The 21,988-nt window shown below is 47.5% G+C and carries 28 protein-coding genes, 1 tRNA gene and 2 pseudogenes; 20 read left to right on the plus strand and 11 right to left on the minus strand.

The window, feature by feature from the left end:
- The first annotated feature begins 46 nt into the window (after positions 1–46).
- From tatB to K6J72_RS01845, 15 genes and pseudogenes are all read left to right on the plus strand, one after another.
- Positions 47–478: a Sec-independent protein translocase protein TatB gene (gene tatB / locus K6J72_RS01775; RefSeq protein WP_221280110.1), complete on the plus strand. Its 432-nt coding sequence runs from the start codon at positions 47–49 to the stop codon at positions 476–478.
- Entirely contained in the window at positions 471–1,193 is a 723-nt protein-coding gene (gene tatC / locus K6J72_RS01780) for a twin-arginine translocase subunit TatC (protein ID WP_221280112.1), read from the plus strand. Before tatB ends, tatC begins: the two co-directional genes overlap by 8 nt.
- Positions 1,174–2,212: pseudogene (gene queA, locus K6J72_RS01785) on the plus strand (tRNA preQ1(34) S-adenosylmethionine ribosyltransferase-isomerase QueA). Before tatC ends, queA begins: the two are co-directional and overlap by 20 nt.
- Positions 2,209–2,736, plus strand: coding sequence for a 16S rRNA (guanine(527)-N(7))-methyltransferase RsmG (gene rsmG / locus K6J72_RS01790; RefSeq protein ID WP_221280114.1), 528 nt, complete (start codon positions 2,209–2,211; stop codon positions 2,734–2,736). The pseudogene queA and the gene rsmG overlap by 4 nt, the downstream one beginning before the upstream one ends.
- On the plus strand, positions 2,733–2,945 hold the full coding sequence (locus K6J72_RS01795; protein WP_221280116.1) for a PP0621 family protein: 213 nt from the start codon (positions 2,733–2,735) through the stop codon (positions 2,943–2,945). Before rsmG ends, K6J72_RS01795 begins: the two co-directional genes overlap by 4 nt.
- Positions 2,939–3,322, plus strand: coding sequence for a hypothetical protein (locus K6J72_RS01800; protein ID WP_221280117.1), 384 nt, complete (start codon positions 2,939–2,941; stop codon positions 3,320–3,322). Before K6J72_RS01795 ends, K6J72_RS01800 begins: the two co-directional genes overlap by 7 nt.
- A 39-nt stretch (positions 3,323–3,361) precedes the next feature.
- Positions 3,362–3,449: transfer RNA gene (locus K6J72_RS01805), tRNA-Ser, on the plus strand.
- Between the two features lie 163 nt (positions 3,450–3,612).
- A complete protein-coding gene (gene ureA / locus K6J72_RS01810) occupies positions 3,613–4,317 on the plus strand; it encodes an urease subunit alpha (protein WP_221280119.1) in 705 nt (234 codons plus the stop codon).
- A 14-nt stretch (positions 4,318–4,331) separates the two neighbouring features.
- The gene (gene ureB / locus K6J72_RS01815) at positions 4,332–6,041 is read left to right on the plus strand and encodes an urease subunit beta (RefSeq protein WP_221280122.1); all 1,710 of its coding nucleotides are present in this window, start codon (positions 4,332–4,334) and stop codon (positions 6,039–6,041) included.
- A gap of 158 nt (positions 6,042–6,199) precedes the next feature.
- The gene (locus K6J72_RS01820; RefSeq protein ID WP_221280125.1) at positions 6,200–6,787 is read left to right on the plus strand and encodes an AmiS/UreI family transporter; all 588 of its coding nucleotides are present in this window, start codon (positions 6,200–6,202) and stop codon (positions 6,785–6,787) included.
- Between the two features lie 3 nt (positions 6,788–6,790).
- A complete protein-coding gene (locus K6J72_RS01825; RefSeq protein WP_221280127.1) occupies positions 6,791–7,315 on the plus strand; it encodes an urease accessory protein UreE in 525 nt (174 codons plus the stop codon).
- A 7-nt stretch (positions 7,316–7,322) separates the two neighbouring features.
- Positions 7,323–8,018: an urease accessory protein UreF gene (locus tag K6J72_RS01830; protein ID WP_221280130.1), complete on the plus strand. Its 696-nt coding sequence runs from the start codon at positions 7,323–7,325 to the stop codon at positions 8,016–8,018.
- Positions 8,019–8,042: 24 nt separating this feature from the next.
- Positions 8,043–8,642, plus strand: coding sequence for an urease accessory protein UreG (gene ureG, locus K6J72_RS01835; RefSeq protein WP_221280132.1), 600 nt, complete (start codon positions 8,043–8,045; stop codon positions 8,640–8,642).
- Between the two features lies 1 nt (position 8,643).
- Complete coding sequence (locus K6J72_RS01840) at positions 8,644–9,459, plus strand: urease accessory protein UreD (protein WP_221280134.1); 816 nt, start codon at positions 8,644–8,646, stop codon at positions 9,457–9,459.
- A gap of 121 nt (positions 9,460–9,580) precedes the next feature.
- Positions 9,581–10,315, plus strand: a complete 735-nt coding sequence (locus tag K6J72_RS01845; protein ID WP_221280135.1) for an outer membrane beta-barrel protein — start codon at positions 9,581–9,583, stop codon at positions 10,313–10,315.
- Here the strand turns inward: K6J72_RS01845 and K6J72_RS01850 are convergent.
- From K6J72_RS01850 to K6J72_RS08225, 6 genes are all read right to left on the minus strand, one after another.
- Positions 10,312–10,656: a tetratricopeptide repeat protein gene (locus K6J72_RS01850; RefSeq protein ID WP_221280137.1), complete on the minus strand. Its 345-nt coding sequence runs from the start codon at positions 10,654–10,656 to the stop codon at positions 10,312–10,314. The two genes, K6J72_RS01845 and K6J72_RS01850, sit on opposite strands and share 4 nt — an antisense overlap.
- Positions 10,599–11,768 (minus strand): tetratricopeptide repeat protein, encoded by a 1,170-nt coding sequence (locus K6J72_RS01855; protein ID WP_221280139.1) that lies wholly within the window; start codon positions 11,766–11,768, stop codon positions 10,599–10,601. The genes K6J72_RS01850 and K6J72_RS01855 overlap by 58 nt, the downstream gene beginning before the upstream one ends.
- Positions 11,743–11,922: a hypothetical protein gene (locus tag K6J72_RS01860; RefSeq protein WP_221280142.1), complete on the minus strand. Its 180-nt coding sequence runs from the start codon at positions 11,920–11,922 to the stop codon at positions 11,743–11,745. The genes K6J72_RS01855 and K6J72_RS01860 overlap by 26 nt, the downstream gene beginning before the upstream one ends.
- Positions 11,923–11,931: 9 nt before the next feature.
- Positions 11,932–12,516, minus strand: coding sequence for an HNH endonuclease family protein (locus K6J72_RS08215; RefSeq protein ID WP_260320632.1), 585 nt, complete (start codon positions 12,514–12,516; stop codon positions 11,932–11,934).
- 10 nt (positions 12,517–12,526) lie between these two features.
- Positions 12,527–12,814: a hypothetical protein gene (locus tag K6J72_RS08220; RefSeq protein WP_260320633.1), complete on the minus strand. Its 288-nt coding sequence runs from the start codon at positions 12,812–12,814 to the stop codon at positions 12,527–12,529.
- Between the two features lie 75 nt (positions 12,815–12,889).
- Positions 12,890–13,054: a hypothetical protein gene (locus K6J72_RS08225; RefSeq protein ID WP_260320634.1), complete on the minus strand. Its 165-nt coding sequence runs from the start codon at positions 13,052–13,054 to the stop codon at positions 12,890–12,892.
- Between the two features lie 910 nt (positions 13,055–13,964).
- Here K6J72_RS08225 and K6J72_RS01870 point away from each other — a divergent pair.
- Positions 13,965–14,804 carry a S24 family peptidase gene (locus tag K6J72_RS01870; protein WP_221280144.1) on the plus strand — a complete coding sequence of 280 codons (840 nt, stop codon included), beginning with the start codon at positions 13,965–13,967 and terminating at the stop codon, positions 14,802–14,804.
- Between the two features lie 332 nt (positions 14,805–15,136).
- Here the strand turns inward: K6J72_RS01870 and K6J72_RS01875 are convergent, their stop codons facing one another.
- From K6J72_RS01875 to K6J72_RS01895, 5 genes are all read right to left on the minus strand, one after another.
- Positions 15,137–15,673 (minus strand): terminase gpA endonuclease subunit, encoded by a 537-nt coding sequence (locus tag K6J72_RS01875; RefSeq protein ID WP_221280145.1) that lies wholly within the window; start codon positions 15,671–15,673, stop codon positions 15,137–15,139.
- Positions 15,674–15,745: 72 nt separating this feature from the next.
- On the minus strand, positions 15,746–17,569 hold the full coding sequence (flgK, locus tag K6J72_RS01880) for a flagellar hook-associated protein FlgK (RefSeq protein ID WP_221280147.1): 1,824 nt from the start codon (positions 17,567–17,569) through the stop codon (positions 15,746–15,748).
- A 9-nt stretch (positions 17,570–17,578) separates the two neighbouring features.
- A complete protein-coding gene (locus K6J72_RS01885) occupies positions 17,579–18,007 on the minus strand; it encodes a hypothetical protein (protein ID WP_221280148.1) in 429 nt (142 codons plus the stop codon).
- 66 nt (positions 18,008–18,073) lie between these two features.
- Positions 18,074–18,274: a flagellar biosynthesis anti-sigma factor FlgM gene (locus tag K6J72_RS08595; RefSeq protein WP_221280150.1), complete on the minus strand. Its 201-nt coding sequence runs from the start codon at positions 18,272–18,274 to the stop codon at positions 18,074–18,076.
- 53 nt (positions 18,275–18,327) lie between these two features.
- Positions 18,328–18,534, minus strand: a complete 207-nt coding sequence (locus K6J72_RS01895; RefSeq protein WP_221280151.1) for a hypothetical protein — start codon at positions 18,532–18,534, stop codon at positions 18,328–18,330.
- A 72-nt stretch (positions 18,535–18,606) separates the two neighbouring features.
- Between K6J72_RS01895 and K6J72_RS01900 the strand changes: the two genes are divergently transcribed.
- The 4 genes and pseudogenes from K6J72_RS01900 to K6J72_RS08235 all read left to right on the plus strand — a co-directional run.
- On the plus strand, positions 18,607–19,758 hold the full coding sequence (locus K6J72_RS01900) for a peptidoglycan DD-metalloendopeptidase family protein (RefSeq protein WP_221280153.1): 1,152 nt from the start codon (positions 18,607–18,609) through the stop codon (positions 19,756–19,758).
- Positions 19,758–20,357, plus strand: a complete 600-nt coding sequence (locus K6J72_RS01905; RefSeq protein WP_221280155.1) for an NUDIX hydrolase — start codon at positions 19,758–19,760, stop codon at positions 20,355–20,357. The genes K6J72_RS01900 and K6J72_RS01905 overlap by 1 nt, the downstream gene beginning before the upstream one ends.
- Positions 20,350–21,429, plus strand: coding sequence for a plasminogen-binding N-terminal domain-containing protein (locus tag K6J72_RS01910; protein WP_221280157.1), 1,080 nt, complete (start codon positions 20,350–20,352; stop codon positions 21,427–21,429). The genes K6J72_RS01905 and K6J72_RS01910 overlap by 8 nt, the downstream gene beginning before the upstream one ends.
- 10 nt (positions 21,430–21,439) lie before the next feature.
- Positions 21,440–21,915: pseudogene (locus K6J72_RS08235) on the plus strand (FAD-binding protein); the annotation flags it as partial.
- Between the last annotated feature and the right edge of the window lie 73 nt (positions 21,916–21,988).

Below are 21,988 nucleotides of genomic sequence, written 5' to 3' on the forward strand. Positions count from 1 at the left end.
ATTGGCTGTGCTATAATGGGGATTTTTACTACAGGTAGGCCGATCGATGTTTGGGATGGGTTTTTTTGAGTTGGTGGTGATTGTGGTGGTTGCCATTATTTTTTTGGGGCCAGACAAATTCCCCCAAGCCATGTTGAATTTAGCCCGCCTTTTTAGGGCGGTGAAAAAGAGTTTAAACGAAGCCAAAGAGAGCCTAGATAAAGAAATCCACTTAGAAGAGTTGAAAAAAGAAGCTCTTGAATACCAAGAGCTTTTTAAGCAACAAGCCAAACCCCTAGGGGATTTGAAGCAAGAATTAGAAAACATCCCCCAAATGCCCGAAGTGCAAGAATTGCAAAAAAGCGTGGAGAGCATCGCTAAATCTAACCCCCTAGAGAGCCTAAATGCCCCCGAAGAAGAAAAAACAGAAGAGGTAGAAAAACCCAAAGTGAGTCTAGAAAAACCCCAAAAACCCCCAAAAGCCCTACCCGATGCTTGAAGATCTAAAACCGCATCTGCAAGACCTGCGCAAGCGACTCATTATTTCTGTCGCTTGTTTGGTGCTTGCCTTTGGACTGTGCTTTAGCTTTTGGCAAGAAATTTTCGCGTGGATCAGAGCGTCCTACCATGGCAAACTCATACAAATCTCGCCCATTGAGGGGGTGATGGTCGCCATTAAAGTGAGCTTTTTAACCGCCCTAGCCGTGTCTATGCCTGTGATTTTTTGGCAAGCGTGGCTCTTTGTCGCCCCCGGGCTGTATAAAAATGAGAAAAAAATTGTTTTGCCCTTTGTGTTCTTTGGGAGCGTGATGTTTGCAGCAGGAGCGTGTTTTTCCTACTTCGTGGTCTTCCCCTTTGTGATGCACTATTTGGCAAACTTTGGGGGGACGATGTTTGAGGCGAACATTTCGGCTTCTAGCTATGTGAGCTTTTTTACCCGTCTGATCTTGGGCTTTGGTTTGGCGTTTGAGTTGCCCGTTTTGGCGTTCTTTTTAGCCAAAGTGGGTTTGATCACCGATGCCACGCTTAAAGCCCACTTCAAATACGCCATTGTGGTGATTTTCGTTGTGGCGGCGATCATCACCCCTCCCGATGTGATGAGCCAAATTTTAATGGCCCTGCCTTTAATCGGACTGTATGGCTTGTCTATTTTAATCGCTAAAATGGTAAATCCCGCCCCTAAAGAAGCCCCCGATGACACCCCAAGTGCCTAGTATCCCCAAAGAGTTCAAGCGTACCAGCTACACCTACGACTTGCCCCCGCATTTGATCGCCACGCACCCCATACAGCCCAAAGAAAATGCTAAATTAATGGTCTATGAACGCTCGAGCAACAAGCTCACCCACACCACTTTTAAAGAAATCTTTAGCTTTTTGCCAAGAGATGCCCTAGTGGTGCTCAACGACACGAAGGTGATGAAAGCCCGCTTATTCGCCCACACGCCCCACCAACGCCAAGTAGAGATTTTGCTCCACCACGCCCATAGCCTCACGACTTGCCTAGCCCAAATGCGTGGGCGTGTGCGCCCCGGGCTGATGCTTGAGCTAGGGCAAGATTATTCTTGCGAAGTCTTAGAAGTGCTAGAAAAAGGCTTAAGGGTGCTGGAATTTAGGCACAAGGGGGAAGTGTTGGAGTGGGGCGGGGTGCTTGTGATGCTTGAATTACTAGGGCATATGCCCATCCCCCTATTTAAAACGCCCCGACACAAACGCAGATCAACAGGATTACCAAAGCGTGTTTGCCAAAAATCTAGGCGCGATCGCTGCCCCCACCGCCTCTTTACACTTTTCCCAAGAGGCAAAAGATTATCTTTTAAGCAACTATCAGTATGCGTTCATCACCTTGCATGTGGGGGCGGGGACTTTTTTAAGCGTGGAGAGTGAAGACATTAGAAAACACCCCATGCATGCCGAGTTTGTAGAAGTGTCCCCGCAGGCACAAAACGCCCTAGACAACTCCCCCTATATTTTATGTGTCGGCACGACCGCCTTAAGGGCAATCGAGCATTACAAAAGAGGCTTTGGCAATGCCCCCTGTCATCTCTTTTTGCACCCGGGTAACCCCGTGAAACACGCCCATGCACTGCTGACAAATTTCCACTTGCCTGAATCGACTTTAATCATGCTGGTCGCTTCTATGCTGGGGCTAGAAAAATGTTTAGCACTCTATCAAATCGCCATAGAGCACAACTACCGCTTTTATTCTTATGGCGATGGGATGTTGATTTTATGAGGGCTAAATTAGACTTATTTACAAACTTGCTCTTAGAGTGGGGCGGGGTGCATAATTTGAGCGGAGTGAAAAACCGCCAAGACATAGAGCGCAACATTGCAGATAGCTTGCAAGTTTTGGATTTTATCAAGCCCTTTCAAAGTTGTTTAGATATAGGCTCGGGGGCGGGTTTTCCTGCGATCCCCCTAAGCCTAGCCTGCCCTAGTGCTCATTTTATCTTGCTTGAGCCAAATGCTAAAAAAATGGCGTTTTTGCACCATGTAAAGGCGCATTTAGATTTAAAAAATGTTGTGTTGAAACGCTTGAGGATACAAGAGTTGTCCCCCTTAAAAGTGGACTTAATCACTTCTAGAGCGTTGATGGGCGCACAAGAATTATTGAGCTTGAGCGCACCCTTTTTGGAGAAAGGCGGGCATTTTCTTTTTTACAAGGGGAGCCATTTAAGCACTGAAATCGCTTGTTTGCCCGAGGAGTGCTTCACCTATGGAAAACGGGTGTATTTTTACCGCAAGAGGACAAATTGAGATTGTTATTATTGCTAGCCATTGTCGTGGGGCTGTTTTTGTGGCTAAGGCCTAAGGTGAAAGCCCCCGCGCCCAAAAACGACCCCAACACAGGGCTAGACATGCTCGAGTGCGCCCATTGCAAGACCTATGTAACAAGCCAAGAAGCCATCCACGCTAAGGGCTGTGTCTATTGCTCCAAAGCGTGTTTAAAGGAGAGCACATGTTGATTTTCGGGCATCCACAAATCGCCACAAGCCCCTTTGTGCGGGTTACAGAAGTCGCCCAAATCGCCCAAACTTTGGCTAACGAGGTTGTGTATTTTTACGCCACAGATGAGCAAGCCCTTAATTTGTCTAGCCACTGCACCCAAAACGGGGTGAAATATGGCGTTTTCGTGGCTAACCCTTTGGAGTGGGCATTGATGGAGAATTTTAAGCCCCGCTATATTTTAGTGGAGAGCGAACCTAAGACTTACCAAAATTTAGCGGACGACTATTTGAGCGATTCGCGGATTTTGTGGGTGATTGTAAATGAAGAGCAAATTGAGCAAGCCTTAAAAATGAGAATAGATGGGGTGGTGTTTAGAGCATTTTTAGAGCTTTAGGTTTTTTAGGCAAAATATGCTAGAATAAAAGCTTTTCTTGGAGAGATGTCCGAGTGGTTGAAGGAGCACGCCTGGAACGCGTGTAAGGTGCAAGCCTTCAAGGGTTCGAATCCCTTTCTCTCCGCCATTTTCCCCCTTTTTAATGTTTTCTGTGAATAAGATTAACAAAGAATAAATAATATTATCTTTGGATAACAAAATATTAACAATCGTTAGCCAAAAGATACTAAAATCTGCCCCGTTGATAGCTTGCGCTATTCAATAACACCATTTTATACGAGGAGTTTAGGATGAAGCTTACCCCTAAAGAGCTAGATAAATTGATGCTCCATTATGCGGGAGAATTAGCCAAACAACGCAAGGCTAAAGGCATTAAGTTGAATTACACCGAAGCCGTAGCTTTGATCAGTGCGCATGTAATGGAAGAAGCCCGCGCGGGTAAAAAAAGCGTGGCAGATTTGATGCAAGAAGGCAGGACTTTACTCAAAGCCGATGATGTGATGCCCGGCGTGGCGCACATGATCCATGAAGTGGGGATTGAAGCAGGCTTTCCCGATGGTACTAAACTTGTTACCATCCACACCCCAGTAGAGGCCGGCAGTGATAAACTAAGTCCCGGTGAAGTGATCCTCAAAAACGAAGACATCACCCTCAACGCTGGCAAACACGCGATCCAACTCAAAGTGAAAAATAAAGGCGACCGCCCTGTGCAAGTGGGCTCACACTTCCACTTCTTTGAAGTCAATAAACTTTTGGATTTCGATCGCGAAAAAGCCTATGGCAAACGCTTAGACATCGCTTCTGGTACAGCCGTGCGCTTTGAACCTGGTGAAGAAAAAACCGTGGATTTGATCGACATTGGTGGCAACAAACGCATCTACGGCTTCAACGCTCTTGTGGATCGCCAAGCTGACCACGATGGTAAAAAACTCGCCCTAAAACGCGCTAAAGCCCACGGCTTTGGCACTATCAACTGCGGTTGCGACAATAAATAAGGAAAGGAAGACCGATGAAAAAAATTTCTCGCAAAGAATATGTTTCTATGTATGGCCCCACTACGGGCGACAAAGTGAGACTAGGCGACACTGACCTAATCCTAGAAGTTGAACACGATTACACCACTTATGGCGAAGAAATCAAATTCGGGGGCGGGAAAACCATCCGCGATGGGATGGGCCAAACCAACAGCCCTAGCAGCCACGAATTGGATTTAGTCATCACAAACGCCCTCATCGTGGACTACACCGGCATTTACAAAGCCGACATTGGCATTAAAAATGGCAAAATCCATGGCATCGGCAAAGCGGGCAACAAAGACCTACAAGACGGCGTTTGCAATAGGCTCTGCGTAGGCCCTGCTACAGAAGCTCTTGCTGGGGAAGGTTTGATCGTTACTGCTGGTGGGATCGACACACACATCCACTTCATCTCTCCTCAACAAATCCCCACAGCTTTTGCCAGCGGGATCACCACCATGATCGGGGGCGGTACAGGACCAGCTGATGGCACCAACGCCACCACCATCACTCCCGGCCGCTGGAATTTAAAAGAAATGCTCCGCGCTTCTGAAGAATACGCCATGAACCTTGGCTACCTTGGTAAGGGGAATGTGTCTTTTGAACCTGCTCTCATTGACCAACTAGAAGCCGGTGCGATTGGCTTTAAAATCCACGAAGACTGGGGCAGCACTCCTTCAGCGATTCACCACGCTCTCAACATCGCCGACAAATACGATGTGCAAGTGGCGATCCACACCGACACTTTGAATGAGGCCGGTTGTGTGGAAGACACCCTAGAAGCCATCGCTGGCCGCACCATCCATACCTTCCACACTGAAGGTGCTGGCGGCGGACACGCTCCCGATGTGATCAAAATGGCGGGCGAATTTAACATCCTCCCAGCTTCCACAAACCCCACCATCCCCTTCACTAAAAACACAGAAGCTGAGCACATGGACATGTTGATGGTGTGCCACCACTTGGATAAAAACATCAAAGAAGATGTGGAATTTGCCGACTCTCGTATCCGCCCCCAAACCATTGCGGCTGAAGACAAACTCCACGACATGGGGATTTTCTCCATCACCAGCTCCGACTCTCAAGCCATGGGTCGTGTGGGCGAAGTGATCACCCGCACTTGGCAAACAGCGGACAAAAACAAAAAAGAATTTGGCCGCTTGCCTGAAGAAAAAGGCGACAACGACAATTTCCGCATCAAACGCTATGTCGCCAAATACACCATCAACCCCGCCATCACACACGGCATTTCTGAGTATGTCGGCTCTGTGGAAGTGGGCAAATACGCCGACTTGGTGCTTTGGAGCCCCGCCTTCTTTGGCATTAAACCCAACATGATCATCAAAGGCGGTTTCATTGCACTTTCTCAAATGGGCGATGCCAACGCTTCTATCCCCACCCCTCAACCTGTTTATTATCGCGAAATGTTTGGCCACCACGGGAAAGCCAAATTTGATACAAACATCACCTTTGTGTCTCAAGTGGCCTATGAAAACGGCATTAAACATGAGTTGGGCTTGCAAAGAATCGTGTTGCCTGTGAAAAACTGCCGCAACATCACCAAAAAAGACCTCAAATTCAACGATGTTACCGCACACATCGAAGTCAACCCTGAAACCTACAAAGTGAAAGTGGATGGCAACGAGGTTACCTCCCACGCTGCGGACAAATTGAGCTTGGCGCAACTCTACAATCTATTCTAGTGTCGATCGAAGGGGGGGAATTTTTTGCCCTGCTTTTTTAAGCGGGGCTTTTGTTGTTTAGGGGGTTTGATTTACTTTATTGTTTTATAATGAAGACTCCTTGAGGTTTTTCGTTATGCAGCGATAAACGCTCTGGTTATTTCACAATAAGGATAGGAATGTTAGGACTCGTGTTATTGTATGTTGCGATCGTGTTGATCAGCAACGGCGTTTGTGGGCTCACTGGCGTAGACCCCAAAAGCAAAGCAGTGATGAACTACTTTGTGGGCGGGCTCTCCATCGTTTGCAACATTGTGGCGATCATTTACTCCACTTTCCACATGACTCCTCCTGTGGAAGGTGCAGAAAATATCCAACAAGTGGCGCACCATCTGATTAACTTCTATGGCCCTGCAACTGGCTTGTTGTTTGGCTTCACCTACCTTTATGCTGCCATCAACAACACCTTTAACTTGGATTGGCGCGCCTATGGTTGGTATTGCTTGTTTGTTACCATCAATACCATCCCTGCAGCCATTCTCTCCCACTACTCTGATGCCCTAGACGATCACAAAATGTTAGGAATCACTGAGGGCGACTGGTGGGCGTTCATTTGGCTTGCTTGGGGCGTGCTCTGGTTAACCGGTTGGATTGAGGAAGTGGCTAAAATTAAACTCGGCAATTTTGTGCCCTGGCTCGCCATCGTTGAAGGGATCGTTACAGCTTGGATTCCTGCTTGGCTTCTCTTCATCCAACACTGGGCGTAAGAAATGCACGCTAGGGCTATCTTAGGCAATCTCCACACTAGAGCCCCACAAAGCGGGGCTGTGGATTACATTGACCTAGAATGGTTTGATAGCCAGAAGCGCATGGGGCGTTTTAAGACAAGAGGGGGGGAGGAAGTGGTGATGAAATTAGAAAATCCCCCTAAAATGGGGTTGTCCGATGGGGACATTTTATTCCAAGATTCCCAAACGACCATCGCCATCAACATTTTGCCCACCGATGTCCTTTGCGCCTACGCCTCTAACATGCACGAAGTGGCAAAAATCTGCTATGAAGTGGGTAACCGCCACGCCTCTTTATACTATGGTGAGGAAGATTTGAGTTTTAAAACCCCATACGAAAAGCCTATACAAGCCTTGTTTGAAAAGCTGGGCGTGAAACATGCGGTTTTAAAAAGCAAATTAGACGCTTCTAAGCGCATTTCTGCAAGTGCATCGCCCCACAGCGAAACCTCTGCTCCGCTCAAATTCTTTGACAGCACTGACTTACAGATTGTGATTAAAAAATAGGATTTCTATGCACACCGACTTTTTACTGCTCCAAATCAACGATGCCGTGTTTCCCATTGGCTCTTACACCCATTCCTTTGGGCTAGAAACCTATATCCAGCACAAAGAAGTGTTTGACAAAGAGAGCGCGCTAGAGTATTTAAAAGCCAATCTAGGCACGCAGTTTTTATACAGCGACCTGCTAAGCTTGAAACTGAGCTACCAGCACGCCTTAAAAGGGCTAGAGAATCAAGACCCCCACTTGGGGCATATTTTAGACATTGAAGAAAAGGTTTGCCTAGCTACCCCCCCACTAGAGTTAAGAAGTGCGAACCAAAAGCTGGGTAATCGCTTTTTAAAAACGATTTTGCAATTAGACCTGCCCTTTGTGCGCTTCTTTAGAGCCTACGCCAAAGCAGCCACCACGCCCACACATGCCACAAGCTATGGGGTGTTTTGTGCGTGTATGGGTATTAGTTTAGACACCGCCTTAAAGCACTACCTTTACGCCCAAAGCTCCAATATGACGATCAACTGCGTCAAAACCATCCCCCTCGCCCAAAATGACGGGCAAAGGATTTTACTCGCCTTGCAAGAAACTTTTAGCGACCTGCTCGCCACTTTAGAGGGCTTGGAGGAAAGCCATTTATGTGCGGCAAGTGTCCAAAACGACATCAAGGCGATGCAACACGAGCAACTTTACTCCCGCTTGTATATGTCTTAACTCCAACTTACTTAAAGGAACAAAATGGTAAAAATCGGTGTTTGTGGCCCTGTGGGCAGTGGAAAAACGGCTTTGATCGAAGCCCTGACAAGGGCAATGAGCCAGAATTACAGCATAGGTGTGATCACCAACGACATTTACACCAAAGAAGATGCCGAGTTTTTGTGTAAAAACTCTGTGATGCCCCGTGAAAGAATTATCGGGGTGGAAACGGGGGGTTGTCCGCACACCGCTATTCGCGAGGATGCATCCATGAACCTAGAAGCGGTGGAAGAAATGCATAATCGTTTCCCCGACATTGAATTGATGTTTATTGAGAGTGGGGGGGACAACCTCTCCACCACCTTTAACCCCGAGCTTGCCGATTTTACGATCTTTGTGATCGATGTGGCTGAAGGGGATAAAATCCCCAGAAAAGGCGGACCGGGCATCACCCGCTCTGATCTACTCATCATCAACAAAATTGACCTAGCCCCCCATGTCGGAGCGGATTTAGGCGTGATGGAGCGCGACTCTAAAAAAATGCGTGGGGACAAACCCTTTTTATTCACCAACATTAGAAGCAAGGACGGCTTAGATCAGGTGATCTCTTGGATTCAAAAATACGCCTTGTTAGAAGATTAAAATGGAGCATAAGAGTAGTTACGCCCAAGCCTCACGGCTGAAGCTCAAAACCAAAATGGGGCTGAATGGCAAGTGTGTCATTGCCGACAACTACTTCACCCCGCCTTTTAAGCTCATGCCCCCCTTTTACGCAAGAGATAGCCTCGCTGAGATCATGCTGATTGCCGTGAGCCCAGGGATGCTAAAGGGGGACGCGCACGAGATAGACATAGAAGTGGGGCAAGATTGCCAGCTCAAACTCTCAAGCCAAAGCTTTGAGAAAATCCAAGACACGGAAGATGGCTATGCCAGCCGCCAAACCCGCATAGAGATTAGAGAAAATGCGCTTTTGGACTTTAGCCCCCTGCCTATTATCCCCTTTGCTAACGCGCATTTTCAAAACCACAGCCAAATCGTGCTACATGAAAACGCCCAACTGCTTTATAGCGAAATCATCACCGCCGGACGCATTGCGCACGGCGAAGCCTTTGCCTTTAATCGTTTGCACTCCACACTCAACATTGCCTATTCGCAAGAAAACAGCACGCACCCTTTATTTGTGGATAACACGCTTTTAGAACCTAGCAAGATGGATTTAAAAAACCCGTGCATGTTTGGCAACTACACCCACTATCTAAACCTAGTGGCTTTCACCAAGCGTTTAGACAAGGACACCTTGCTCGGCTTTTTAGAGAACTTTGAAGGGCAAGTGGGGGTCAGCACTTTAGCCTCTAAACTGCCCGAGGGTTACTTCAGCCTATGCCTCAAAGCCCTAGCCAATGGCTCTGAACCCTTGTTGCATTTGCGTAAGTCCATCTCGCAGCTACTCTTAGCCTAACAAACTTGACAAAAATTGAGAGTTTTTGCTAGAGTAAAAACCTTTAGTTTTTTTGAAAGGTTTTTATGTTTTTTGGTTTTAAGGTTAGGGGGATGGTTTAGGTTTGGCCTTAGCTTCTTCAGTGGCTTCTTTACATGCAGAGAGAAATGCTCCCTTTATCGGGCTAGGTTTCCAGTATTCTTACTTCACCACCGACTCTAAATTTGCCTTCCCCATCTTTGGCAAATCCGGAAAAGTCCCGGGAAGTATCTTTGGTGGAGATATCGAAGTTGGCTATAAGCATTTCTTCGGCTTTTTTGGCTTACGCCTTTACGCAATGGCAAGTGCCCAAGCTGGTGGCGGCACACATAAATCTGGTGGCGTCAACATCCGTAGTTCTGCTGCTGAATATTTCTACGGCGGTGGCATGGATGCCATGGTTAATTTTTACGACAACGACCATAGCAGTTTTGGGATTTTTGGCGGAGCTGTGGTGGGCGCGAGCCAATGGCGCTTGGGCAAGGTTTATACCAATGGCGTATGCGCGACCACTAAAGAATTTGGCGACCCTAGCAGTGGCTGTTTAACCATGAACGATTTTGCGCAAAAAACCCTTCCTGGTCTCATCAAGCCCATGGGTGGCAACATTGATTTTAACCCTGTCCATTTACAGATTTCCATCAATGCGGGCTTAAGAGGGCAATTCACCCCACACCAAGGCTATGAGATCGGCGTGCGTATCCCGCTCATCACAGACCCCTATCTCATCACCAAAGCCGGTAAGAATTCTTTGCCCTTCTTTGCCTCTTTGCTCAACAATTCCTCTGTGCTCAAACGCAACATTGTGGCCTTTGCTAATTATGTAGTGAATTTTTAATCCCCCCATTCCCACTCTCCGAAAGCTTTTTTAAGGTATTCAAACGCCTTGAGGGGGTCGGGTGTTACGCCCAAGCCCTTGTCGTAGATTTTACTTAATCGACGAAAGGTTTCCTCGTAACAAGGCTCTTCGCAATCTGCCTCATTGGCGACGATGCTGTAATGCTCTAGGGCTTTGGCGTAGTCTTGCCCCACCACCTCGCCGCCCTCAAAATACAGCTCGGCTAAATTAAAGTGGGCTGTATAATCCCTAGCATTCACCTCTATCGCCTTATTAAGGTATTCTAGGGCTTTTTGCTCGTCCTTGACGCACCCACTGCCCGTAAGATACCTTTTTGCCACATGGCCATAAAGATGCGTGTTGCCAGCTCTATGGCTTTTAAACACCATTCTAAAAGCTGTGTATCGTCAAAATCCCCCCAACACATAGACACTAAGCGATCGTAAGCCTCTGCGCCAAAGACTTCTTCAGCAAGGCTTATCGCCTTTTTGTAATGAGCCGCCGCCTTTTTGCGATCACTCTTAGAGTTTATGCCCTCACTACGATTCTTGTATTGCTGAGAAATGTAATAGTAAATGCGTGCCTTCTCTAACTTACTTTTACCCATTTTAAGGGCTTTATTGTAATAATACTCCGCTCCTTCAGGGTCTTTATACACGGCATCCTCAAGATAAAAGTCAGCTAATCTAAAACAAGCCCCCACAGAGCCCATATCCACCGCTCGATTTAGGTATTCTAAGCCTTTTTCTATATCCACAGGCACCCCCTCACCTTTTAGGTAAAACCTCCCGAGTATTTTATAAGACCTTGTGTCCCCCATGTCCCCCGCTTTTTTCAAGTATTCTAGGGCTTTGGTGAAATTAGGACACCCCTTAAAAGAGCGTAGCGTCATGCTATTGCGATAAATCTTGCCTAGCTCGTAGAAACTCTCCACATCGCCCAGTTTTGCGCTCTTTTCATGGCACTCTAGGGCTTCATTAATATATCTTTTCTCGTGCGCCTGCACGCCCCTTAAGAACAATACATCTGCCTTTCTAGGGAAGGCTTGTCTAGAGCCCACACCCCCCACTTTAAAATCCTGCACGGGCAAATCGTTAAACAACGCCACAAGTCTTAACAAACTAAGAGTATAGTCGTCATGATCTAAGTAGAATTTTGCGCCGTATTTGTTGTGGTATTTGGCTTTGTCGTTCTCAAAGAGTTTTTTAAAAGCGGGGCAAGCTTGGGCTTCTTTAAGATTTTGCACCCCACAAGAGATGATGAAGGAACAGCGGTATTCGCCATGCCTTAAGGGGGCAAAACACACATAAAAGCCATGCGTGCTCTCTAGCTTGGCAGTATTTGCCAAATCCTCTTGCAAGAGAGCTTTAGGGGCAAAAATCAACACCCCCCTAACCTCCTCTGCCACCCCTTTATGGTTTAAAATTTTAAAAGGGCTTTTTCTCAAACGCACACACCCACCCAATCGCCTTTAAAAGCTTATTTATGTCCTTCACAATGCCCTCTATGGGGGTGTCATTCTCATTGCTGACATTGTCATCAAAGGCATCAAGACATTTTTTAAGCTCTTCTTTCTCTTTAAACCCTAAAGCCACTCTTTCTATCATCGTGCCTCCTTAAACGGCGTATTCTTTAAAAAACGCATACAGCTGGGTATAAATCTCCTCTGTGCGTTCTTGTATGTCCTCTAAGAGCCAATCGCTTTTGGGGAATTTGGCTAAATCTTGCGCCTCTAAAAACTTGGATTTGGCGTATTTGGGCTTTTTTGCGTCAAAGTAGCCATTGCTCGCCTTGATGTTGAGCGGTTTTTCTAAAAGGATTTTATTGCCAATGGATTCGACTAAGGCGTTTGCCTCTTTTTTATCAATCTTCACATAATTTGTTTGCCACTTTTTGGGGAAAATGTGCTCAATCTCGGGTTTTTCACAAACCCCCGTTTCTTGCGTGGGGTATTTTAAAACCATGTTGAGCAATAAAAGGGCTTTGGTGAGCCTTTTGGTTTGCGCCGCCTCAAAAAAAGTGCGGAAAGTGTGTTCGCTCCTTTTAGTATAAACCACGCTTTTTAAAAGCTCTTGGCTCTCTGCCCCAAAGTCTATGCTCCCTGTCTTATAAAGCGAAGTGTAGGCGTGATAGACCAAGTTTTTAATCTGCCCGGGGTGGCGTGCAATGGTATAGACCAAGAAATGCGCACATGTCCGCATTAAAATTTCCTCATGTCCTTTTAGATAGTCCTTTCCCTTCTCTAAACAATAGGTATAATAAGCCACATCTAAAGAACTCCCAATACCCACTCTCTAAAGTGGCAAGGACATTGTAAAACTGATTTGATTTAAGGCTGTATTTGCGTGGCTCGTCCGTGCCATACCAATACTCCTCCATTTTTGCAATTTCTTGCATGATAGAGCCGTCTTTAAGCAAATTGCGGTGCTTGTTTAAAAAGAAAGGGCGTAAGCCCATTTCTCGGCTTTTCTCCCCATTGCGTGCCCGCAAGACATGCATACAAAGCCTAAAGAGCCAATCAATGCTGCACTCTTGCTCTAAATTCTGCCATCGCTCAGTAAACGTCTCCCTTTCTTAGGGCTTTGTGTAAGAGAAAATCACGCTTTTAAAAATGTCCGTATCCACTAGGGGGAGTCCTCTAGTGTTGAGCGTGTTAAAAACCCTTAGGGCGTATTCTAGGCGGTTTTCTTCATCTTGCCCCCCACACTCCACCGACAACACAATGCACGATCGCAACACACACAGACAAAACTCGTGAAAAGTTGTGGTGTGGATTGCGCTAAATTCATCTAGCTGCGTTACAAAGTAGCGGTAGTTTTTCTCGTAATTTGAGCTGTCCTCGGCTCGTCTTGCTCTAGTCCGTTTTCTAGAATATTTTGCAAGACTTGGTGCTTGTCATCGCTGATGGTGTGGCTGATTAAATAAAAACTTTGTTAATTTCTAGGAAAAAGATATTGATTTAGTTTTACTATACACAGAGTGGGGGCATCCACTCTTGGAGGAGAGGCTGTAAGACCCGCCTAGCGGGCTAGCCTTGATGATACCAGAATCCCCTAGCTTTAGCTATGGAGAGTATGTCAATGCAGCGGAGATTATTAGCTCCTTTGTGGCTAAACAAAAACTAAAAGGCTAAGTTAATATCTTATTAACTTCGGGGAAAATCTGTTAACTTCGGTGGGAAAATCTGTTAATTAGGTGTTGCGAACCCCGTGCTGTGGGGACTTGCGGGAGGCGTACAATGTACTGTATAAATATTGTACAAACTCTTAGCGAAAAATCGCTTTTTATTTTTTTTCGCCTTTCACATTTCAATGGAAAAACAAAAGCAATTTTCAAAAAATCCATGCGGCTATGGAATCGGTAAGCCAAGCTTTGCGCTTGGATCTATATGCTCTTGGGGGCAAGCCCCCAAACCCCCAAGAGAGAGTTTTGAATTAAAACAAGAATTGCGTGTGAATGCCTCTAAAATCGCTTTGGAGAGTGCAAAGGGGGTTTTTATAGGTTAGGGGTATTGTGTTGATTGATTGGGGGCATTCTAGGGGGTAGAAAGGGCATTCGTGTAGGTGGACAAAAAGGCTAAAGCGTTTGGGCGGGTGAAAGCGCGTCAAAATTGCGTTTTCTTGGCGGTTTTGCTACAATGCCGCCCACGATGGCAAAAGACAAGCAGGATAGACAAGAGTACAAGACTCGTGTTGAAACAATGAAGGACTTTTTTGGCGTGCGCTCTTTGGCGGCGGTGGCTGAGAAATTGGGGCGGTCAAGGAAAACGGCGGCGACTTGGATAAGCGTGCAGAAAATCCCCAACAAGGTTTGGTATTCTTACCTCAAAATCGCCACAAGTGGGGATGCCAAAGTGCCCCCGCCTGTGCCGGATTTGGCAGATCGGGTGGCGGTGGATAGCGAGGGGTTTTGTGGCGCGTTTTTGGCATTTGTGGAGATGTTGAGGAAGCATTTTCACTTTGGCACTTGGCAAGAGATGGCCAATGCTGTAGGTGTCAGTGAAAAGGCGTTTTTGCTCTACATGCACAAACTCAAAAACAACACCGCGCCCTCCCTGAAGTTTGTGCGGGCTTTTGGGAAGCTTGTGGATGTGGATGCCTATTTTGTGCTGGGCGATGGGGGCGGGGGTGTTGCGCTTGCCGTGGCAAGCCCGTTTAACCGCTTCAGCGGCGGTCTAGATTTTTCGATGATCAATGCACTGAAGACGAGCTTGGCAAAAATGGAGATTTTAAGAGTGCATGGCGATGCGATGAGTCCACTACTAGTGAACGGCGATTTTGTGTTTGTGGAGAACACGCCGCCCAATAGCGGGGACATTGTGGCGGTGCATTATGGGGGCGAGATCATCATCCGCCGTTTGGGCAAAGACCACAACAGCCGTGCGATCACTCTAAGTGCCCATAACGAGGCTTATACGCCCTACACGATCGAGGGCATTGAGCTCTTGCAACTAGTGGGCGTGGTGCGTGGAAAGTTTGTAGGCGTTTAACGTGGAGCTTTGGACATGCATAGCGGTGTTTGTGGGGGCGCTGGTGTCTTTGTGGGTCCTCTGAGAGGGGTATTGCGGTCGACAAAGACCACGAAAAACGCAAATTTTTTATTTTATTTTGGGGTGGCATGTTGCCATCAAACCCCCTATTTTAGGCACTTTGCGCTCTTTTTGCTTGTTTGCAGCGGGCTTTAAACCACTCCCCAGCGCCCCTTTTTCTCGCTTGATGTTTGCTGAATTTGCTTTAAAAGCGCCCCCCTGACATGTTGCGCCCCACATGTCCACAAAGCCCTAAAATAGGCACTTTCAGCTAAAATGCGGGTGCGTGCGCCCTAAATTTTGTCAATGACTTTTAAGAGCTTTGCCGCCGCTAAATTGAGCACAAACAAGTCCAAGCCCTCATTGCGCTCGCGGACTTTGACCCAGCGGTAAGTCTTGTAGCCATTAGGCGTGGTGGTTTTAACGATTTTCTCTGAGGTCAGTTGCTCAAAATACTCAAAAGGGTACGATTTTGGGAAATGGCAATACCCCGACATGTCCTTTTTCTCCACAGACAGCAGCCGAAACACCTCCGCCTTGCCCGTGTAAGTGCCGATCACACACAAACTAACGCCTTTAGCAATGCGCTTTAGGGGGCTTAAAAACTCCTTCTTAGAGGTGGTTTCGCTCGCCCCCTTTGTGGCGATAAAGCGTTTGTCTAGCCGCACAAAATTATACACCCGCTCGGTGTTAAACCCGCTATCCACGAGATTAAGTGTGCTTTGCAATTTGCGCCCACTTGTGGTGTAGAAAATCGCCTTCAGTTCGCGATACAGCCGCCCCCAAATCTCGCTCTCAGCCGTGTTGCCCTGTAGCACCACATGCTTCACGCCCCAATTTTGATAACCCGACCCCCACCCCTAAACCCCACCTTTGCAGCCCCACACTCCATAACTTTAACTCTATTGCTTCATCTCCAGCAAAGTTTCAATCATGCGATCGACCGCTGTAACAACTTTGGCATTGGCGGCATAACCGCTTTGGAATTTGATGAGATTCACCATCTCTTCATCGGTGCTGACCCCTGAGATGGCTTGCTGTTCTTTCTTGATGACATGCAAAATCGCATCCTTGCTCTCTAGGGTCTTTTTGGCGTGTTCGGCTTCAGTATGGACCTTACCCACAAGGAATTGGTAGTAATTCTCAAGCGTCATGGGTTTGTTGTCTAGCTTATTGTCTTTGAAAAAGTCCACCTTGTCGTATTGGAGTTGTTGCATCATGTTGGCGACATCAAAGTTGCCATCAATGGGGGCAAGCCACGGACGCAGAGCGGTGGGCTCTTTGCGGTAGGTGTCGTTGATTTTAATGTCCCTTGCGCTGTCTCCCTCAAAGAAGGTGTTTAAGCCTAAGGCCCCTGTTAAGTTTGTGCCGTGGTCTTTGAGCGACACAAACAGTCCTTGAGAAGCGTTTTTGGGTTGGATGGTGAATTGTTTGGCATCGCTGTCGTAATGCGCCACGAAGTAGTCGTCAAAGTCATTTGTGGTGTTGTTGTCGTGGTTGTCGTCTGTGTTGGCGTTGATTTGGTTGACAATGTCGTTCATGGTGGTGATGGGGGTGATGGTGATGGTCTTTTTGGCGATCACCTGCCCGTTTGTGTTGTAGGCGAGCAAGTCAAAAGTCCCCGTTTTGATGTTGTGGTTGGTGTCTTTTAGGGTTTCATCGCCTTGAAAGTCCATGATGTGCCCTTCGATGCGGTGCGCCGCACTTTGGGCGTAAATGGCGTTTGTGGCTTGAATCAAGCCTTTGGCGAAGGTGTCTAGGCGGTCGATGTAGGTTTGCAATTTGCCCTTTCTAGTGCCGTTCAAGCCATCGTTATACACGCCCATCAACGCCCCGACTTTGCCCTGATCGATTTTGTCGGTGATGTTAACGACTTTAAAATCATCGCCTCTAAAGTAGATTTGGGCGAGCTGGTTTTCGTTTTTATTCTGCTCCACGACAAGGGGGTGGAAGATCGCCCCATCTACGATGTTGAACCCATACCCCACATTGAAAACATAACCATCGTCAAAGTCGGCGGTTTTGATGTCATTGAGCGAGTAGGTCTGTATATGGTTCTTGGTAACATTGCCCCCGATGAGCTCTTTTAAGTGGAACTCAAGTTGGTCGCGTTTATCACGCAGTTCATTGGCTTGTTTGAGGGTTTTAGCATCCTCCATTTCTTTAAGGTGTTTGTTGATGTTGGCGATTTCTCTGCCCAGGCGGTTCACTTCGGTGATGGTGCTGGTGAGTTCGTGGCTGGCTTTTTTCTGCAAGTCCACGAGGCGCGCTCTAGCATCGTGGATGCTTTTGGTCAAGGTTTTTGTTTTCTGTACGAGGGCTTGCTTGGTGGCGGGGGATTTGGCGTCTTTGGCAAGGTCTTTCCACGCATTGAAGTAGTCTTGTAGGTCTGTGTGCACGCCCACTTCGTCCATGTCGGGGAAGTAGGAAGAGGCCTCGCGCAGGTTGTCAAATTGCGTGCTGTAGTAGGCTTGCTCTTGTTTGGCATGCGCATAGCGGGCAAAGACAAATTCATCGTGCGTGCGCTGGATGCTTTGGACATTCACCCCCATGTTCATGTTGCGGTTGGTGTACATGAGGGTGCTTTGGGGCGTGGCGATCACGCGCTGTCGGCTGTAAAACTCATCGTTGGCGTTGGAAATGTTGTTGCCCGTAACATCCACCATGACCTGGTGGGCTTGCAAGCCCGTGTAGGAAGTGTTTAAAGTCGCAAATATCCCGCCCATAAAACCCCCTTAAGCCTGCACTTGTAAAAAGCTGCTGACAATGGTCTTTTGGTTGTAGTAGCCCGTGCTCTCATGCGGTACGATTTGTTGCATGAGCTTAGAGTAAAAGTCCGACACCGCAAAGACAATGCGGGCGTAATCGGCATTGAGGTCCTTGAGCTCGGTTAAAAGTTGGCGCATTTCCTTTAAAAGGCGTGAGCCCCTTTCATCGAGCAAGTTGGCTAGGGGCGTGCCGGGGTTTTGCTCCATTAACACCAACATTTCTTGGTCAAAAAGGGCTTTGCAGTTTTCAAAAGAGGCGATCCGCTCTCTTTTGAGCCCATTGCGGCCAAAAATCGCTTCGTGGTTGGCTTCTTTAATGTCTTCTAAATCTTGGGAAGTGAGTTGGATGAGAGTCTGTAAGTCCTGCACGGACTGCTCAAGATAGCCATAAAGCATGCGCCGCCTTTAAGTGGTTTCATACCAAGCTACCTTTGTTAAGAATACGAAACGCTCGGTATCGCTTCAGCTAAGCAAATCCTGTGCCATTTTATGGGCCGTTTTGTCCATGTCCACTTTGTAATGCCCGTTTTCCACAGCCTTTTTGATTTGGGCGACTCGGTCGGATTCTTGGGCTTCATTGGCTTGGGCATGGTTGGCGGGGCGGGATGCTTGCACAGGGCTTAGGTGGCGATAAGAGGGAGTAGTGCCTACAGGCTTAACCATGAGAGATCCTTTCTAAGTTTCGGGCTATATCGGCAAAAGTTTTAAAATTTCAACTATTGCAATAAACGCATTCTTTTTGACAACTCTTGGCGCAATTCCTTCGCGCTCGCTGGGGATTTTTTGACCGTGTCTATCGCTGAAAACACGGACTGTGTACTGCTGAAAGTGTAAACCAACAAGAGCAGGAGTACACAGCAAAAGAGTAAAAAGGTGATGGTTGGTACAAGCCAAATATGCCGGTTGAGGCGCACTTTTTTCATCAAGCCCTCCAAAAAGTTTATTTATAAGCTATTCTATACTAAAATCTAACCTTTTTCAAAGTAAGGATGGCGATGATTCGGTTCATTTTAGCGTGGCTGTTTTGTGTGGGTTTTGGCGGGGCGGCAGTGGGGCAAAGGCTTGTTTGGGAGCATGGCATGACCTTACTCAAATTTTTTGACAAACACCACATTGACCCTAAAATTTATTACAACCTGTCTTACCAAGACAAAGAATTAGGCACAGAGATTAGAGCGGGCGTGCCCTACTATGTGCTGAAAGACGACAAAAACCAACTTTTGCAGGTCTTAGTGCCTGTGGGCGAGTCCGTGCAACTACGCCTTTACAAAGACCGCAGTGGACAATACAATTTAGACTTCATCCCCATCGTTTACAGCACCACACAAAAGGCGTTGAACCTACGCATCAAACGCTCCGCCTACCATGATCTTTTTAAAGCTACAGGGGATGCCAAACTCGCCCAAGAGTTCATCGGGGTGTACCAAAAGACCTTGAACCTAAAACGCGCAGTCATTAAAGACGACCAACTAAGCCTGATCTACACCCGCAAATACCGCCTAAACCAACCCTTTGGCTACCCCACGATCAAGGCCGCCATGTTACAAACCCACAGGCGCAACCACTATGTCTTTGCCTACAAGGGTAAATATTATGACGCACTAGGGCGGGAGGTTGTGGCGTTCTTGCTTGAAACCCCCGTGCATTACACAAGAATCTCTTCGCACTTTTCTTCAGGGCGCATGCACCCCATTTTAAAACAAATCCGCCCCCACTATGGCGTGGATTTTGCGGCTAAAAAGGGGAGCTTGATTCACGCCGCCGCCGATGGCTACATCGTGTCTATCGGGCGTAGGGGCGGGTATGGCAACGAAATTGAGATCGAGCACGGGCAGGATTTACGCATGGTCTACGCCCACATGAGTGCCTTTGCTAGGGGTCTGCATGTGCACAGCTATGTCAAAAGGGGGCAGGTGATCGGCAAGGTGGGCAGCACGGGGCTTAGCACAGGCCCGCATTTGCACTTTGGGGTGTATTTGAACGACCGCCCCGTTGACCCCCTCGGGTGCATCCGCACGGCTAAAAACCAACTGAGCGGACATGAAAAACAACTTTTCAGCCAAGCCATCAAGCCCTACTTAAAAGCCCTAGAAGACACAACTTCTTTTGAGTACGCCCAAAAAGAAAATACAAAGAACACAGACTAATGATTGCCTACGACAATATCCAAATCATCGATTGTCCCACCTCCGCTTACTTTAAACCCAAACGCATTTTATATGAGGAAGATGGCGTGAATAAAAGCTGGGACATGGTCCGCGTGCACGATAGTGTATCGATCTTGCTCTACCACATAGAGAGACAAAGTTTTGTGCTGGTCAAGCAGTTTAGACCCCCCGTGTTTGTGAGCGCATGTCTGTATGGCGGGCAGAGCGTGGATGGCTACACTTATGAGCTGTGTGCGGGGCTGGTGGATAAGGCGCATAAGAGCGTGGAGCAAATCGCTTGTGAAGAGGTGCTAGAGGAGTGCGGTTATGCCCTAGTGCCTGAAATGTTGCAAAAAATTGGGGTGTTTTACGGCTCCACGGGCATTAGCGGGAGCAAGCAAACCATGTTTTTTGCCCGCATTGGCCAAAACCAACGCGCCCACCAAGGCGGGGGGATTGACACCGAGGACATAGAAATCATTTACTTGCCCTTAGAAGAAGTAGAGAGTTTTATGGCGGATGAACAATTTTGTAAAAGTGTGGGGCTAGGCTATGCGTTGGTGTGGTTTCAACAACATTTTAAGGACGGGCATGCGTAAGTGGATTTTTCTCATTTTGGGGCTGTGTGGGCTCTTAAGCGCTAAAGATTGGAGCGCGCCGCTTAAAATCAACATTGACAGCGTGGACACCGCAAGAAAGGTCGTGCAGTTTCAAGCCTACGATCTCAAAGTGGGGGAGAGTGGGTATGTGCTGGCCAAACTCACCGATTACGATGTGATCTCTGCCAGCCTTGAAGTACTCTCTGTGGAAAACGGCGTGGCTTATGCCAAATACACCCCCTACAAGGTGATGAAGCAAAAACACCTCCCCACCCCCCGCATGACACCTAAAAAGGGCAATTTAGCGATTTTTAGGGAGTTCAACAGCCAAGCTTTTTTAATCGCTCCCGATGTACACACCTATGAACAAATCAAGGATGATCACCCCGACACGACCTTCATCAGCTCGGATCTACTCGTGGCGTTTTTAAACGGGTTTGACCCCACAGCCAAGACCTTGAGGCGGGCTTGCGACATTTACAGCGTGGGGTTGGTCTATCTTGTCAGTACGAATCGCTTGAATATTTTAGATTGCCAAAGTTTTGCCATTTTAGAAACTAAACCCTTTGACACCACAAGGGTGGGGCGCACTTTCACGCCCTTTTTCTCCCGTGTAGAAGGCGTGGATCGGGGCACTTTTGGCAAGTTGGTCGCTGGGGGCAAGGCCAAGCATTATTTCACCTACTACGACAACTTGTTGCGTAAAGAGTCTGAGAAAAAGCTGGTTAGGGAAGTCAAGGCAGAAGATAAAAGAGAACTTAGAAAAGACATCAAAAAGGCCAAGAGTCAAAAGCAAAAACAAGCTCTAGAGAGGGAATACAACAAGGAAATCCAAGAGGAGCAACAACAAATCGCCCCCGCACTCTCCAAACGGCAAAAGGCAGAGGAAAAATCCCTAGACCAAGCGACCACCAAAGAGCGGGCCAAGGAAGCCAAAGAGGCAAAAAAAAGGCGTAAAAAAGAGTTAGCCAAGGAAAGGTTGGAGGAAAAGGCAGAAAGGAAGGCCAAAAAAGCAGAGAAAAAAAGAGAAAAGGCGGAGGAGAAGCGGATACGCCAAGAAGAAAGAGAATAGGAGGTTGTCTATGCTAGATCCTAACCACGCTAAAGCTTTGGGTGCGTTTGTGGGAGAGGATAATTTTTTTACAGACCCCGCACATTTGAGTGCCTACGCCTATGATGCGACCAGAGAGCGCCACTTACCCGAGGCTGTGATCTTCCCTAGAAACGAACAAGAAATCAGCCAAGTCTTGACCTATTGTAACCAGCACAAAATCATCGTTGTGCCCAGGGGAGCGGGCAGTGGCTTTACAGGGGGGCTTTGGGGGTGAGTGGGGGATTGATTTTAAGCCTAGAAAAACACCTAGACAAAATTTTAGAGATCGACACCAAAAATTTAATCGCACGGGTACAACCCGGAGTGATCAACAAACATTTTCAAAACGAAGTGGAGAAACTCGGGCTCTTCTACCCGCCCGATCCAGCCAGCCAAGATCAAAGCACTTTGGGGGGCAATGTGAGTGAAAATGCGGGGGGCATGCGTGCGGCCAAATACGGCATCACTAAAGATTATGTGATGGCTTTACGGGCGGTGCTCCCTAATGGCGACATTATCCGCGCGGGCAAGAAAACGA

Source organism: Helicobacter sp. NHP19-003, from assembly GCF_019703305.1.
Lineage (GTDB): Bacteria > Campylobacterota > Campylobacteria > Campylobacterales > Helicobacteraceae > Helicobacter > Helicobacter gastrocanis.